Here is a 14,568-nt window from a genome sequence, read left to right as displayed (position 1 = left end):
GCGCCCAATCAATAGCCAGCACTTATTAATCGATATTAACCAGAGCAACGGCCTCGTTAACGACGCTGGCAATACGGTCGGCATCGACTTCGGACAAACCCGGATACATAGGTAAGCAAAGCACCCGCAGCGATACGTTCTCCGAAATCGGGCAGGGCTGGTGGGTTTTCACGAAGGGGAGCGTATTAAGCGACGGGTAGAAGTACCGCCGGGGCAGCACATCCTGCGCTTGCAGGGCGTCCATAACTCGTAGCAGCGTTTCTTCCGTATCGAACACAATCGGGTAGTAGGCGTAGTTGTAATCTACACCCGGCGTGAGGGTGGGGCGGGTAATTTTCGAGAAATCCAGTCGGCTGTCGTAGTACCCGAATACCTCTTTCCGGCTGGCAATCAGTTCGGGCACTTTGGGCAGTACACAAAGCCCCATGGCTGCGTGTAACTCGGAGTTTTTCGCGTTGATGCCCACACTCCGGTAGTCGTCGTTGCGGTGGCCGAACGAACGGTAGAAGTGCAGCTTTTCGGCCATCTCGTCGTTGTCCGTCACGATACACCCGCCTTCAACGGTATGAAACACTTTGGTGGCGTGGAAACTACAGGTACTCAGGTCGCCGTACGAAAGGATCGATTGACCGTTGTAACTGGCTCCGAATGTATGGGCTGCGTCGTAAATCACCTTCAACCCGTATTTGTCGGCTATCGCCTGGATCTGCTCGATGCGACAGGCATTCCCGTACACGTGGGTGGCCATAATAGCCTGGGTGTTTTCAGTGATCAACGGCTCAATGGCGTCCGGATCGATGCAGAAATCGTCGGGGCGGATATCGGCAAAGATGGGGGTACAGCCTTCCCATAAGAGGGCGTTGGTTGTCGCTACGTAGGAGAAAGGCGTGGTAATAACTTCTTTGGTTATATCCAGCGCTTTCAGGGCCATCTGCAGCACTACCGTACCGTTACTGCAGTATTTCAGGTGACGAACGCCCAGGAACTCCTTCATCTGGTCTTCGAGCTGGCGGAGCAGCGGGCCATCGTTGGTCAGGTGCACACGTTCCCAAATGCCTTTCAGATAGGCGGTGTATTCGTCGAGGTCGGGTAAATATGATTTGGTAACGTAGATCATGGGTAAGTTATCGGTTGGCGACTCGGCTATTGTTCGCTGTTCACTGGCTCCAGCATTTCCATCTCGAACGGAAACTGGGGCCGAACGTAGCCCGGCCATTTCCCGTACCAGGCAATTCCCTCTCGGTAGTCCTCCACGTCGAAGGTGAGGCCTTCTTCCATAACGTACAGGGGCGTGACGGTATCTTTCACCACCATTACTGACACGGTGTAGGAACCGTCGTTGAGGAAGTAACCCGGCACTGTGCACTCGCCCGCAATCAGGCCTTTGCCGTAAGGCTGCGACCGGGTGCCGACGTTAAAGATACATTCGCCGGTCAGGGAGTTCAGGTGCATGGACAGGTTCAGGTTGGCCCGATCCATCATGTTCCAGAACTCGAACCGTATTTTCATCGGTGTACGAACGTCGATGTGGGTTAGTTCATCCTGATATTCCGGAATCAGCTCGATACGCCGGAACCGGACCAGATCGTTGCCGGGCGCATCTTCGGGGCTGTCCCACTGGCGTACGAGCCGGGTCCGGGATACCTTACTCAGGTAAGACGCAATGACCTGGTTGGTTTCGCCCTGCTCGATGAGCCGTCCTTTTTCGAAGTACAGGGTTTTGTTGCACAGCGCCTGTACGGCGGTCATGTTGTGGCTAACAAAAATGATAGTCCGGCCACTGGCTGAGTTGTCGCGCATTTTGCCCAGACTTTTCTTCTGGAATTCAGCATCGCCCACGGCCAGTACTTCATCGACGATCATGATTTCGGGGTCGAGGTGAGCCGAGATGGCGAACCCAAGCCGTACGTACATACCAGACGAATATCGCTTAACGGGCGTATCGAGAAACTTCTCGACACCCGCAAACGCAACTATGGCGTCGAACTGGTTCCGGATCTCGCTGCGGCTCATACCCAGCAGTGAGCCGTTCAGGAAGATGTTTTCGCGACCCGTCAGCTCGGGGTGAAAGCCGGTGCCGACTTCCAGCAAGCTGGCGACGCGTCCCTTGATCCGAACGCTGCCGGTGGTAGGCTCGATGATCTTGCTCAATACCTTGAGCATGGTCGACTTACCGGCCCCGTTGTGACCAACGATACCGACCCGGTCGCCTTGTTCAATAGAAAAGCTTACATCACGCAGCGCCCAGAACTCCTCGCGGGACAGGCCGTTCTGCTCTTTTTTGCCACCAAAGAGTTGCTTCACGTTCTGGGTCAGCACGTCGCGCAGGGTGTTGACCCCTTTGCCCTTCTGGTGGTCAATGATGTATTGCTTACTTATATTATCGACAGTAATGACAGACATAGTAGTTGGTCGTTAATCGGTCGTTGTTCGGGTAAGCCGGGATAAGCTTTGCCGACTACAACGCCCGACCCCGTTTAGATATCGTCAACAAACGTGTTTTCCCGTTTGCGAAAAAAGTAGATCGAAAGAGCCAGGCAAACGCCCGTAATGATCACCGAGGTCAGCAGACTCTGTGGATTAAAGTAAGCATTTTCACCGAGAAGTGCCCACCGGAATCCGTCAATGATGCCCACCATCGGGTTGAGCCAGTACAAAGGAGCCCACCATTCATTCGATTTTTCGGCAACCAGTCGGCTACTGTAAGCGATCGGGCAGATGTAAAAACCCACCTGAACGATAAATGGGATCAGCTGAGCAATGTCACGGAATTTGACATTGACAGCGGCAAAAAAGAGCCCGAAAGCAAACGATGCCAGCAGGGCCAGTACAATGAACGCCGGCAGGAGCAGCAGGTGCCAGTCAGGAACGAACCGGTACCAGGCCGCCAGCAGGATGAACAAACCCAATGACACCAGGAAATCGACAAAGCTGACCGCAACCGAACTGATGGGCATGATCAGCCGAGGGAAATATACTTTTGTGACGAGGTTTGAGTTCAGCGTCACGCTGTTGCTGACCTGGGTGAAGGATGTAGCAAAAAAAGTCCAGACCGTAATACCGCCAAGTACCATAAGTGGATAGGGCACCCCCGGATCAGCCGGTAGTTTCGCGATCTTACTGAACACGAATACCATGATGAGCATGGTCGTCAGTGGTCGGATGAGACCCCAAGCGGTGCCGAGTGCGGTCTGTTTGTAGCGAACCGATACATCGCGCATCGACAGGATATACATCAATTCGCGGTTACGCCAAAGGTCCCGCCAATAGTGCTTTTCTGAGCGGCCTGGTTGTATAATTACTTCGTGGGTCTTCACAAGTATAGATTTTCGATGTTCAGTTTACGGGCAGTGAACCTGAGCAACTGGCCAATGTCCGGCTACCCGTAAACTGAAAGCTACAGACAGATTTTATTCTTCCCGCATGATGGAGCGGTACGTTTCGCGCATGAACACAACGATGAGGCTCAAAATAACGCCCAGCGCAATACCAATCCGCATGCCTATCGGAGTTTTTACCTGTCGGTACAGCGGGAAGGATACCGGTTCGATAATGGTAAACAGCGGAGCTTCGCGAATCAGCGACAGACGCATGTTATCGGCACTCTGCAGGGCCTGGTAATACAGGGTGGTCAGGAAGGTGGAGTTGCGGGTCAGCTTGTTTTCGGTAATCCGACCCTGAGCCACGACCATCTGCTGGTTCTGGTCCATATACCGGGCCAGCTTGTTTTCGGTGCCCGACAGTACGCCCAACAGGGAATCGGCGCGTGAGTTGAGCAGGTCGTACATCTCGCGCGTTTTCTTCGTCTCTTTCTTGCGGTAATCTTCCTCGATCGTCTTCAGGTGCGAGGTCAGGAAGGTAGCGGTCAGCATCTCATCCTGCATACCGCAGCTCATCTCCATAAACGATGATTTTCGCTCCGGCTGGGTAACGCTCATTTCGGTAGAGATACGAGTGTAAATCTGCGACATGACGTCCTGCTCGGTCTTGGTGTACTCGCTGGGTTTCTTGGCCCGCGGGAACGTAAACGCCCGCAGGGTATCGATCTCTTCCCATTCTTCGTCCCGGATACCGCTGTACTTGATGTAGTAGTTGGCCAGCAGGTAGATCTTCCCGTTGATGGTGTCATACTGCATGAGCGTTTTCTCTACTACCGGACGAGACTTGGCGTAGATCAGGAAGTTGTCGCCCGTGAAGATATTGGCATCCGAAGCGCCCTGACTCAGGCCGAATGCGCCGGCCAGCGCACCCAGATCGCCAAAGCCCCCTCCCGATGAACCACCGCCCAGGTTGAACGTGATCGATGAGTTATAGATGGGCTTTTTCTCATGGGTAAAGTCGTAGATAAACCCAATGGAACCGCCAATGGCTGTCAGGATCAGGAGCAGCTTCCAGTTGCGCTTAACTACGTCTTTCAGTTTGAAGAGCTGTAGAACGACCGATTTGGGCGAAATCTGGTCGGGTGGCAGTGGTGGACGGGTTACCATCCCGTTCGGGTCCGCTGGCGTTGTTTTTGTCGAATCCATGCGTATTGTATGAGTTTAGTTGCCTACTCGGCTCAAGGCGATAACGGTTACAATCAGCGTAATCAGTGAGGACGCTATACCTGTAGCAGAACCCAGTACCTGTTGGGGAGTGAGCGGGTTCGTTGTCTTTTTAGGAATAACGACTTCTGATCCTGGGGCTACACGTGGATAGACGTTGAAGAACATAAATTTACGCGTACGGTCTACCGAGCCGTTGGCGTAAACGACGAATGATTTCCGGCGTTGCGACTTGGAGGTAAACCCACCGACCTGGCTGATGTAGTCCTGGAAGGTCTGGCCCGAGCGGTATTTCACCGTGTTGGGCAACATAACCTCACCCTGAATCCGAACCGTTTCGAGCAGCTTGGGTATGCGCAGTACATCCCCTTCCTGCACCAGAATGTCTTCCGATGAGCCGGGGCGTTCCATGATCTTCTTCAGGTTGATGCCGATTGATTCCGGTTTGTCGGCAACGACCGAGTCTACTTCAACAACGCCCCGACCCGTGGTGACATTATCGGCCAGGTCGCGGATCGAGCGCTGACGACGGGCAATTTCGTCTTCGCTCAGTCTGATTCGCCGAACCAGGGTAGCCCCTTCGATGTAGGCCTGCGGGGTCAGACCGCCCGCCAGACCGACCAGGTCCGATACTTTCTGATCTTTGCTCCGGATAGCATACAGGCCCGGCAGGATGACCTCGCCTTCTACCGCAGCGTAGGTCTGAACGGCGTAGTTTGGCGACCGACGAACGATAACCTGGTCGAAAGGCTCCAGCAGGAAGTTGTTCTCATCTGAGGTGGTCGACAGATCTCGGTTGATGTTGAACCGTTTGATTTCGGCAATCTGAGCCGAAGCCGAACGTGGGTCGACATCCTTTTTCCGGCGAACGATTTCGACGACCGATGCCGCAGCAGACTCCCGAAGGCCACCCGCCTTCAGCAAGGCATCGTTCAGCGTCATGTTGGCCATATAGGGAATTGCCGGATTAGGCTTGGTAACCTCGCCCAGCACGGAGATCTCAGCGGGTTCGGCCAGATCGAATTTCGACGGAATAATAACCTGGTCTTCGCGCTGCAGGATCACATCCGGATCAGTGCCGGCCATGATATTGCTCAGGTTGACCGTTATGTTTTCGATGGCGAGGTCTTCGCGGGTCCGAACAATGTTGACCCGGCCCATGAATGCATCGCCTTTCAGCCCTTCAGCGGAGCCGATCAGCTGCTTCAGTGTTTTGTTCTGATCGAGCGAGTACTGGCCCGGTCTGTAAACGGCCCCTTCGATCGTGATCTGGTTTTCGAAGCGGTCGAGGAGTTGTTCGACCGACACCTGATCGCCATCCTGCATAACGAACGATTTGTATTCGGTGGCCGTAACGTCAATGATTTTACGCTCGCGGTCGGTAAGCCGCTGCACTTTCACCCGGCCTTTGTAAGCCGTAGCTGCAAAATCACCGGCATAGAACAGAAGCCGATCCAGGGTTTCGCCGGGCATCATCTCAAACAGATTATTCCGTTTGGTAGCGCCCGTGACGTCAACCCGCAGGGTATAGGTCGAAAAGCGGATGTTATCGTTGTCCTGCAAACGGATGTCGTTGCGCTGGGTGCCATTGAGCAGGTAATCGTATAAGTCGAGGGTAGCCGCTACACGATTATTACGGATGAGCTGTACTTTACGGAACGATCCCAGCTCGTTGGGGCCACCTGCCTGATAAATAGCGTTCATAACCGTCGAAAGCGACGACATCGTATAGGTACCCGGCCGAAGGGCTTCGCCCGTTACCGTAACCCGAATGCTGCGGATGGTTGTCCCCAGCGATACTTCCAGGAACGTGTTTTTCGGGCCGTAGGATGAACTGCGCAATCCCACGTATTTGGTGGCCAGGCGGCTTTCCATACGCGCTTTGGCCTGCTCAACAGTCAGGCCCGATACGAAGACCGGACCGATACCCGACTGATTGGCAAAATAAACATATCCTTCCGACGAAACCGTTTGGGAGAAGTCGGTTTCCGAGTAACCGTATATCCGGATGTTGAGCTGGTCGCCTGGTCCAACCATGTAGTTGCGGGGGGTGGCGATACTGGTATTGGGCTGAAACGACGCTTTCAGGGCCGGATCGTTGAAGATGGCAAAGCCGAACAGTTTCCGGCGAATCTCGAGTTTCTCCTGTTCGCGGGCGAGTTCGTAGCTGCTCTTTTGTACCTCCTGGCTATTTTCTTCGTTAGGTTCGACCCCATCTTCGTTCTGATTAACACCTTGTTCAAGGCCGTTTGGAGAACTCCGCTCGGTAGTGGTCGCGTTACCATCGGCGCCGGTGGCTGCGCCGGACCGGCCGTTCGTACCGTTCCGTCCCTGATTCTGAAGCTGTCCGGCCCGCTGGTTAATTTGCTGCTGAACACCGGGCGGCAGGTTATTTACGTTTACGCCAGCGGGTAAACCACGGCCGGGTTGCGAAGAGGGAGCAGATGGCGTTGCGCCGGGCCGGGCTGTTGCTGGTGAGGTAGTCGCTCCTCCCGCAGCGGGAGCAGGCGTTACCTGAGCCCGTACAGTCAGTCCAGTTAAGGTTAGCAGCAGATAGACCACAAACGGGGCGAGCCGCTGGAGTGGAGCAACTGGTGCGACAGAAAAAGATTTTGGCGGAAAGACGTGGTTAATTCGCAGATTTTGCATATTTTTAAGATGTCGAACAGCTCGGGTAACAGCGACGGCGAAGACCTGTATGTAACGTTGTTTTTGACCGTATAGTACACAGCACAGTTCAGTCGGCAAAGTAAGCGAACTTTTGTTGGATTTCTAATAGTTTCCTATTCAGCGGAGACTTTTCCTGCAGGCAGGGCTTGCGTATGATTTTTCCGATGTTTTGTTTACCGGGCTCGTGTATCCTCCTAGTTGTTTGACCCTTGCTTCACCGTTTTTTTTATGACAGAATTAACGAACCAGACCGTTCAGTACAACGAAGACAGTATCCGTTCGCTCGATTGGCGCGAACATATCCGGCTCCGGCCCGGCATGTATATAGGTAAACTAGGTGATGGCTCTGCCGCTGATGATGGTATATATGTCCTGTTGAAAGAAACTATCGACAATTGCATTGACGAACACGTGATGGGATTTGGTAAGACCATCGATGTGCGCGTAACGGACCATCGAATTGAAGTTCGCGACTATGGCCGTGGCATTCCGCTCGGGAAGGTGGTCGAGGTGGTGTCGAAGATCAATACGGGTGGTAAATACGACTCGGGTGCTTTCCAGAAATCGGTCGGCCTCAACGGGGTGGGTACCAAAGCGGTAAACGCGCTGGCTACCTATTTCCGGGTGCAGTCGTTTCGGGAGGGTCGTACGGTCTGGGCCGAATTTGAACGCGGAGAGCTTCAGCAGCAGGGTGATGAGCCGACCACCGAGCGCAATGGTACGCTGATCTGCTTTGAACCGGATGATACCGTGTTTAAACATTTTCATTATCGCGGGCAGTTCGTCTCCGACATGATCTGGAACTACTGTTACCTGAATGCCGGGCTGATCGTTAACTTTAACAAGCAAAAATTTGTCTCCCAGAATGGCCTGCTCGATCTGCTCAGCAGCAAGCATAAAGAAGACGACTTACGGTATCCGATCATTCACCTGAAGGGGAATGACATTGAAATTGCCCTATCGCACGGCAACGCTTATGGCGAAGAGTACTATTCATTCGTTAACGGTCAGAACACCACGCAGGGCGGTACACACCTGCAGGCGCTCAAAGAAGCCGTTGTCGATACTGTTCGTAAACACTTCGACAAAAACTACGAAACGACCGACATCCGGGCCAGTATCATTGCGGCTATCAGCGTCCGGGTTCAGGAACCCGTCTTCGAGTCGCAGACGAAAACCAAGCTGGGGTCAATCAATATGTCGCCCGAGCCCAATGCCCAGTCGGTTAACTCATTTGTCAAGGATTTTGTAAAAGAACGGCTGGACGACTTCCTGCACATGAACCCGACCGTTCGCGACGCGATCAAGAAACGAATAGAACAATCGGAGCGGGAACGCAAGGAACTCGCCGGTATCAAAAAACTCGCCAATGATCGTGCCAAAAAAGCGAGTCTGCACAACAAGAAGCTGCGCGATTGCCGCAATCACCTGTCCGATCTGAAGGCCGACGACCGGTATCAGTCTACGTTGTTTATTACGGAAGGCGATTCAGCTTCGGGTTCGATCACCAAATCGCGGAACGTACAGAACCAGGCCGTCTTCAGCCTGCGCGGTAAACCTCTTAACTGCTTCGGATTAACCAAAAAGGTGGTGTATGAAAATGAGGAGTTTAACCTGCTGCAGCACGCCCTCGATATCGAAGACGGGCTGGAAGGGCTGCGTTACAACCGGATCGTGATCGCTACCGATGCCGACGTCGACGGGATGCACATCCGCCTGCTGATGCTGACGTTCTTTCTGCAATTTTTTCCCGAACTGGTTCGTAACGGGCACCTGTATATTCTGGAGACTCCGCTTTTTAGGGTCCGAAACCCCAAAAATCACAAAGAGACGACCTACTGCTATTCCGAAGAAGAGAAGCAGAACGCTATGAGTAAATTGACCAAGGGGGGTAAGAAAGTAGAAATTACCCGTTTCAAAGGGTTAGGCGAGATATCGCCCGAAGAGTTTGGGCTCTTTATCGGCGAGAACATGCGGCTCGAGCCGGTCATCATGGAGAAAGAAACGTCGGTGCCAAAACTCCTGAGCTATTACATGGGTAAGAACACGCCCGACCGTCAGCGGTTTATCATCGATAATCTGCGGATCGAAAAAGACGTTGAAGAAGCCGCGCTGGTGTAAGTTTTAACCCGCAAGGGTAGCAGTCGTAGGTCGTAAGTCGTAAGTTTGCCGGGCGTGAGTTACTGCTCCGACAAATTGATACGATTTACGACCTGCACGTTTTATGACCCTGGAGTCTCTCCGTAACGACATCGATGCCCTGGACGACCAGCTGCTGACTTTATTAAATCAGCGGATGGAACTGGTTCGGAAAGTGGGCGAGCTTAAGCGTACGACCAACGCCGTTATCTACCGCCCTGAGCGCGAAAAACAGATACTCGACCGGCTGCACAAACAAAACAACGGTTTGCTGAACCAGTCGGCTATCGAAGCCATCTTTCTGGAAATTTTTGCGGTTTCGCGTAATCTCGAATTGCCCGAACGGGTTGCGTACCTGGGCCCCGAAGGAAGCTTTACCCATCAGGCCGCCGAAAGTCGGTTTGGAGCCATGAGCGCCTATACCGCCTTACCAACCATCCGGTCCGTGTTTGAAAGTGTTGAGACCGGCCGGGCCCGCTTCGGGGTGGTGCCGATCGAAAATAATCAGGAAGGAGTCGTCAGCGAAGCCATAGACCTGCTGCTCGAGAAAGACCTCAGTATTGCGGCCGAAGCGCAGATTCCGGTTCATTTTACCTTTGCGACCCAGACCGAAGACCTTTCGCAGATTACGCATATCTATTCCAAAGATATTGCGTTCCGACAGTGCAGTAAGTTTCTGAACGATACCTTCGACGGACTTAAAGCGGAGCTGGTGCCGGTAGAGTCAACCTCCAAAGCCGCTAAACTGGCCGGCCAGCAGCCTTATACGGCGGCCATTTGTTCAACCATCGCGGCCAAGCTGTTCGATGTGCCGGTGCTGTTCGACAATATCGAAGATTCGGACCTCAACCGCACCCGGTTTCTGATTCTGGCCAAGAATTTTGTGAATCAGCCCAGCGGGCATGATAAGACAACGCTTATTGCCAAACTGCCCAACACCGAATCGCCGGGGGTACTGGCCGAATTTCTGCAGGAGTTCAACACCCGCCATATCAACCTGACCAAAATAGAAAGCCGTCCGTTGCGGGAGGGAGCTACGTTCCGATACTGGTTCCTGCTCGAATGCGAAGGCCACGCCAGTGACCCGGATCTACAGGATATATTGAACCACCACACGGCCGACGTCAAGCTACTGGGTAGTTACGTGCGGGTAGCCTGACCAAAACAGGCATTCGTAAAAACTACTTATTTCAATTTGCGGTTGAGGGGGTATCAGGTTTCGAGAAAAATACCAGGTCAATTGTAAACCCGAACGTAGATTCGGTACGACTCACGATGGAAGCGAACGATAAAACGGAGCGGATCATTGAGGCCCGCCTGAAACTCAAACGACGGTTTGAAGAAAAAATGGCGCAGACGCCATCCATGACCGACGTTACACCACGTGGCTCAGGCCCGGTTAATCGCCACGGCATGCCAACGGTACCCGTTGGGCAGACCGTGACGACCAAATGGCCCGTGCTCGATCTGGGTTATCAGCCCAATATCCCGCTCGATAAGTGGCAACTGGCCATCGATGGTGAGGTCAACCACCCGGTTCGGCTGAAGTGGGATGACCTGATGGCATTACCGCAAACGGAAGATACCAGTGACTTCCACTGTGTAACGACCTGGTCGAGACTGAACATTCTCTGGGTAGGGGTGCGGTTAATCGATCTGGCGGCCCTGGTTGATCCGAAAGGGTCGGCAACGCACATCATGTGCTACGGATACGACGGTTATTCTACCAATGTATCGCTCGAGGAAGCCCTCAAGCCCGATGTGCTCCTGGTGCATACGGCCGATGGCGAGCCACTCCCGCGCGAACATGGCGGTCCGTTGCGAATGATTACGCCCCAGTTGTACGCCTGGAAAGGCTCCAAATGGATAAAACGTATTGAATTTCTGCCCCAGAATAAGCTTGGTTTCTGGGAAGAACGGGGCTATTCGGACACGGCCTACCCCTGGCGGAACGACCGGTACGCCTAGCCGCAGAGAGTCTACTTAAAGCGTCTTTACTTACAGGTAGGCTTCAATAAATCCGTAGCAGATCATGTGGCAGATGGTCATCTGCGCATCTTCTACGCGGCCATAGTGCGTCTCGTTGATGACGATAACCTCGTGGGCGAGATCGGCCACCTGGCCTCGTTTGCCGCCGACGAGCGCAACGGTGATCAGACCGTTAGTTCTGGCCCATTCCACTGCTTTCACCACATTGGGCGAACTGCCGCTTACACTCAGTGTGATAACCAGGTCGCCGGGCCGGGCGTAGTTCTGAAGCTGCCTGAGGTAAACATCCTCGTAGCTGTAATCATTGCCCAGGGCGGTGATCCACGAAAGGTTTTCGTTCAGGGATATGCACCGGAATCGGTTAGCCTCTCCCCGGGCCATCATGCTGTCGGATGCACTCTTGCCAAGGTCGGTGATAAAGTGCGAGACATTAGACGCGCTGCCGCCATTACCGAACGCGAATAACTGCCGGTCCTCTTCACGGCACTGCTTCACGAGTTGAATGATGCGCTCTACCGTATCGAGCGGAATGGCATCATAAGCCGCTTTTTGCTGTTGAAGATAAGCCTGAAAATAAGACTGGTTCATGTCGGCAGGTCGGTCAATCGACAACTAATATATAGTTATAAGTAGTCATCATTCATCATCGCCAACGCCCCCGCCGGAACGGCATCTTCTCCCAGTTTGGCCAGCAGAATGATAGGAGCGGGGTGGAAGGCCTTCATCACAAAACGGGGCAGCGCCTGCCGAACCGCGGCCCGCAAGGGTTCTCCAATCAGCGAAAGTCCACCACCCAGAACAATGGCGTCCGGATGAAACAGGTGTATGGCATGGGAGAGACCCAGGGCCAGTACCGACCCTACCTGTTCGATCAGCATACGAGCTACCGGATCGCTGGCTTCATAGGCCGCATGCAGGTATTTCGCCTGTCCACGCGGAGGATGCTGTTGAATGACTCCTTCGGCCTGCGCCCCGAGTACCATAGTCTTCAGCGCCGAGTCGGGAGGTAGTTGCGGCAGCAGGTCGGCAATCTGCTGGTCAACAGCCCATCCTGATACAGTTTGTTCGAGGGTCTGCCCCGGCGACGAGTCGCCCGGAGGAACCAACCACAGTTGACCAATCTCGGCCTCACCGGGCGACGCTCCGTGGTAGAGCTGTTTATCAACCACCAGGCCACCGCCCATACCACTCCCCAGCGTTACGTAAAAAACCCGCCTGAACCCCGTAGCTACCCCTCGTCGGGCTTCGCCCAGAGCCGCTACGTTGGCATCGTTTTCAATACGAACCTGAGCGCCTGGCACCTGAGTACGCAGCCAGTCCGCGAGATCGAAACCAGCCCAGCCACCAATCTGGTGCGACGTGGCCACCCGACCCGTCTGCCAGTCGACGGGGCCACCGAAGCCAACGCCTATTGCCTGCGGAGGCTCGGGAAGCTGGGCTATTGTTGTCGCAATTTGATGCAGTATACCATCGGCGCCTGCTGAAGGGGCAACCCTAAAGCGGTAACGCTGATCGATCCAGCCGGTTAGGTCGCTGGTGACGAGTTGTATTTTTGTTCCGCCGATTTCTATGCCAAGCGTCATATGGAGGTGGGAAGGAGGTCAGCTTCGGCGACCCGCGCCCTTGCGCATGGTAGCCCGACCCAGGTAGATCTGATCGCCCTGTAAATCTATGGTTGTGTAAAACTGGTATCCGTTCTGTACGTACCGGAGCATCACCTGTCCGGCCTGATTGGGCCGGGCGTAGGCCTGGGTAGCCGCCACCAGTATCTGATCGCCATTAACGATCGCCCGCACGAAAGGCAGACTGCGGGTCTTGATCTGATTGGCATTGTATTTCAGCCAGGTCTTTCCGCCGTCGTAGGAGCACTCGGTCTGTTCGTTGAGGTACGTTTCGCGGCCGTTGAAAAGATCGCCATGGTGCTTGAACAGCCGCCACAGGCCATGAATGTAATGTTCGTAACAGGCGTAGGGCCGGTCGTTTCCCAAGCCCCGCAGACCCGGGTCGGCCGGGGTGGGCTGACCCGGCACCAGGTCTTTGTGATCATCCCAGAACAGAACCCCATAAGCGCCCGTAAACCAGTAAAAGATACTCATTCCTTCGGCAATGGCGGGTGGCGCGGGGTGTTCGGCTTTGCCGCTTTTTTCGAACTCGCCACTCTGGGTGTTGAAGAGCCAGTGCCAGGCGATCCGCTTCTTGGACGACAGCTTCATGTTAACCTCCTGCTCCCCCAGCAGGGCAGCCAGCCAGTGGCGACTGTCGTCCGCCGTATGAGCGATGCTGTAATCGAAATCGGGGTATACGTAATACGTACCAGCCATGTGAAAATCGGCGACGTCAGCGAAGCGTTTTCCCACCAGATCGTCTGGCATACCGCGCTGCCGACTGCTGTTGGTATGCGTTGCCGGCGTATTCCAGAGCCAGTCGGGCTCGGCCATGTAATCAGACGCGCGGGAGTAGCCGAAGCTGTTATGTGGGACGGGAGCTATGGAGCCAATTTCGGTCTGCGGGCTAACGTTCTCTTTAATGGTACGGGCCAGATAGGTGTATAAGTTAGCCTGGTCCTGTTTTTTGCCGATGCTGACGCCATCATTTTCGATGTCCAGAAAAATTTTGCCAAACGTACTGATCATCGTACCCGGCGGGCAATCGCCGAAGCCGACGCAACCTCCCCGCAGTTCCATACCGGCCTGGTAAATCGTATTCCGCGCAGCCTGATTCCGGGCAGTGGCCCTGTACAGGGTGTTGGTTGCCTGCTCGCCATTGCGAGCCCAGTCGAGTTTAAACGCATTGGCAAAGTAATCCTGATAAAGAATCAGAGACCGCTGGCTTTGCTTCAGCCGACTCCGCCAGCCCGCCGGGGGCATACCATCGGTCCAAATCTCCTGACCGCCGACCATACGGGTCTGATCAACGGCCGTAAAACCACGCCGAAACAGCTTACTCCAGTCCCGGTCAACGTGCAGGTTTCGACCGGCTCCGCAGAACGTAATGGTCTTGGTAGCCGGTACGGTAAAATCGTCGACAACGTCGATGTTGTAAAACCCTTTACGGCTGGCTGGCGTTGGGTTGAACCGGGCGCGGGGCGTGGCCGTCAGGGGGGTTAGCGCGGGCAGCGGATCGGTTTGGAGAACGGCTGCGGGTACCGGCGGTGCCGACGGGCGCAGCCACCAGAAGCCGAACCCCGTCAGGCTGGCTATAAAAAACGACAAAACTAGTTTCATGC

11 protein-coding genes are annotated in these 14,568 nt (G+C 54.3%); 3 read left to right on the top strand and 8 right to left on the bottom strand.

The annotated features are described in order from the left end of the window. Positions 1–25: 25 nt before the first annotated feature. From EQG79_RS00245 to EQG79_RS00225, 5 genes are all read right to left on the bottom strand, one after another. Complete coding sequence (locus EQG79_RS00245) at positions 26–1,117, bottom strand: DegT/DnrJ/EryC1/StrS family aminotransferase (RefSeq protein ID WP_129598682.1); 1,092 nt, start codon at positions 1,115–1,117, stop codon at positions 26–28. Between the two features lie 26 nt (positions 1,118–1,143). Next, entirely contained in the window at positions 1,144–2,403 is a 1,260-nt protein-coding gene (locus EQG79_RS00240) for an ABC transporter ATP-binding protein (protein ID WP_077919918.1), read from the bottom strand. 74 nt (positions 2,404–2,477) lie between these two features. Then, positions 2,478–3,317 (bottom strand): ABC transporter permease, encoded by an 840-nt coding sequence (locus EQG79_RS00235; protein ID WP_129598676.1) that lies wholly within the window; start codon positions 3,315–3,317, stop codon positions 2,478–2,480. A 93-nt stretch (positions 3,318–3,410) separates the two neighbouring features. After that, complete coding sequence (locus tag EQG79_RS00230) at positions 3,411–4,526, bottom strand: hypothetical protein (protein ID WP_077919916.1); 1,116 nt, start codon at positions 4,524–4,526, stop codon at positions 3,411–3,413. 15 nt (positions 4,527–4,541) lie between these two features. Continuing rightward, positions 4,542–7,193: a polysaccharide biosynthesis/export family protein gene (locus EQG79_RS00225; protein ID WP_129598671.1), complete on the bottom strand. Its 2,652-nt coding sequence runs from the start codon at positions 7,191–7,193 to the stop codon at positions 4,542–4,544. A gap of 249 nt (positions 7,194–7,442) precedes the next feature. On the opposite strand from EQG79_RS00225, the gene EQG79_RS00220 reads away from it, so the two are divergent. From EQG79_RS00220 to EQG79_RS00210, 3 genes are all read left to right on the top strand, one after another. After that, positions 7,443–9,335: a DNA topoisomerase IV subunit B gene (locus EQG79_RS00220; protein WP_077920100.1), complete on the top strand. Its 1,893-nt coding sequence runs from the start codon at positions 7,443–7,445 to the stop codon at positions 9,333–9,335. A 103-nt stretch (positions 9,336–9,438) separates the two neighbouring features. Then, positions 9,439–10,512 carry a prephenate dehydratase gene (pheA, locus tag EQG79_RS00215; protein ID WP_077919914.1) on the top strand — a complete coding sequence of 358 codons (1,074 nt, stop codon included), beginning with the start codon at positions 9,439–9,441 and terminating at the stop codon, positions 10,510–10,512. Positions 10,513–10,628: 116 nt separating this feature from the next. After that, on the top strand, positions 10,629–11,321 hold the full coding sequence (locus tag EQG79_RS00210; protein ID WP_129598664.1) for a molybdopterin-dependent oxidoreductase: 693 nt from the start codon (positions 10,629–10,631) through the stop codon (positions 11,319–11,321). 30 nt (positions 11,322–11,351) lie between these two features. Here EQG79_RS00210 and EQG79_RS00205 read toward each other — a convergent pair whose 3' ends face one another. The 3 genes from EQG79_RS00205 to EQG79_RS00195 are packed head-to-tail and all read right to left on the bottom strand — an operon-like array spanning position 11,352 to position 14,566. Beyond that, positions 11,352–11,930, bottom strand: a complete 579-nt coding sequence (locus tag EQG79_RS00205) for a D-sedoheptulose-7-phosphate isomerase (RefSeq protein WP_077919912.1) — start codon at positions 11,928–11,930, stop codon at positions 11,352–11,354. Between the two features lie 35 nt (positions 11,931–11,965). Then, positions 11,966–12,925: an ROK family protein gene (locus EQG79_RS00200; RefSeq protein WP_077919911.1), complete on the bottom strand. Its 960-nt coding sequence runs from the start codon at positions 12,923–12,925 to the stop codon at positions 11,966–11,968. A gap of 18 nt (positions 12,926–12,943) precedes the next feature. Continuing rightward, positions 12,944–14,566, bottom strand: coding sequence for a hypothetical protein (locus EQG79_RS00195; protein ID WP_129598659.1), 1,623 nt, complete (start codon positions 14,564–14,566; stop codon positions 12,944–12,946). Positions 14,567–14,568 lie beyond the last annotated feature (2 nt).

The sequence above is a fragment of the Spirosoma sordidisoli genome (assembly GCF_004138325.1).
Lineage (GTDB): Bacteria > Bacteroidota > Bacteroidia > Cytophagales > Spirosomataceae > Spirosoma > Spirosoma sordidisoli.
Note: the sequence above shows the minus strand (reverse complement) of the source record. Positions and strands in the feature narration are given on the sequence as shown.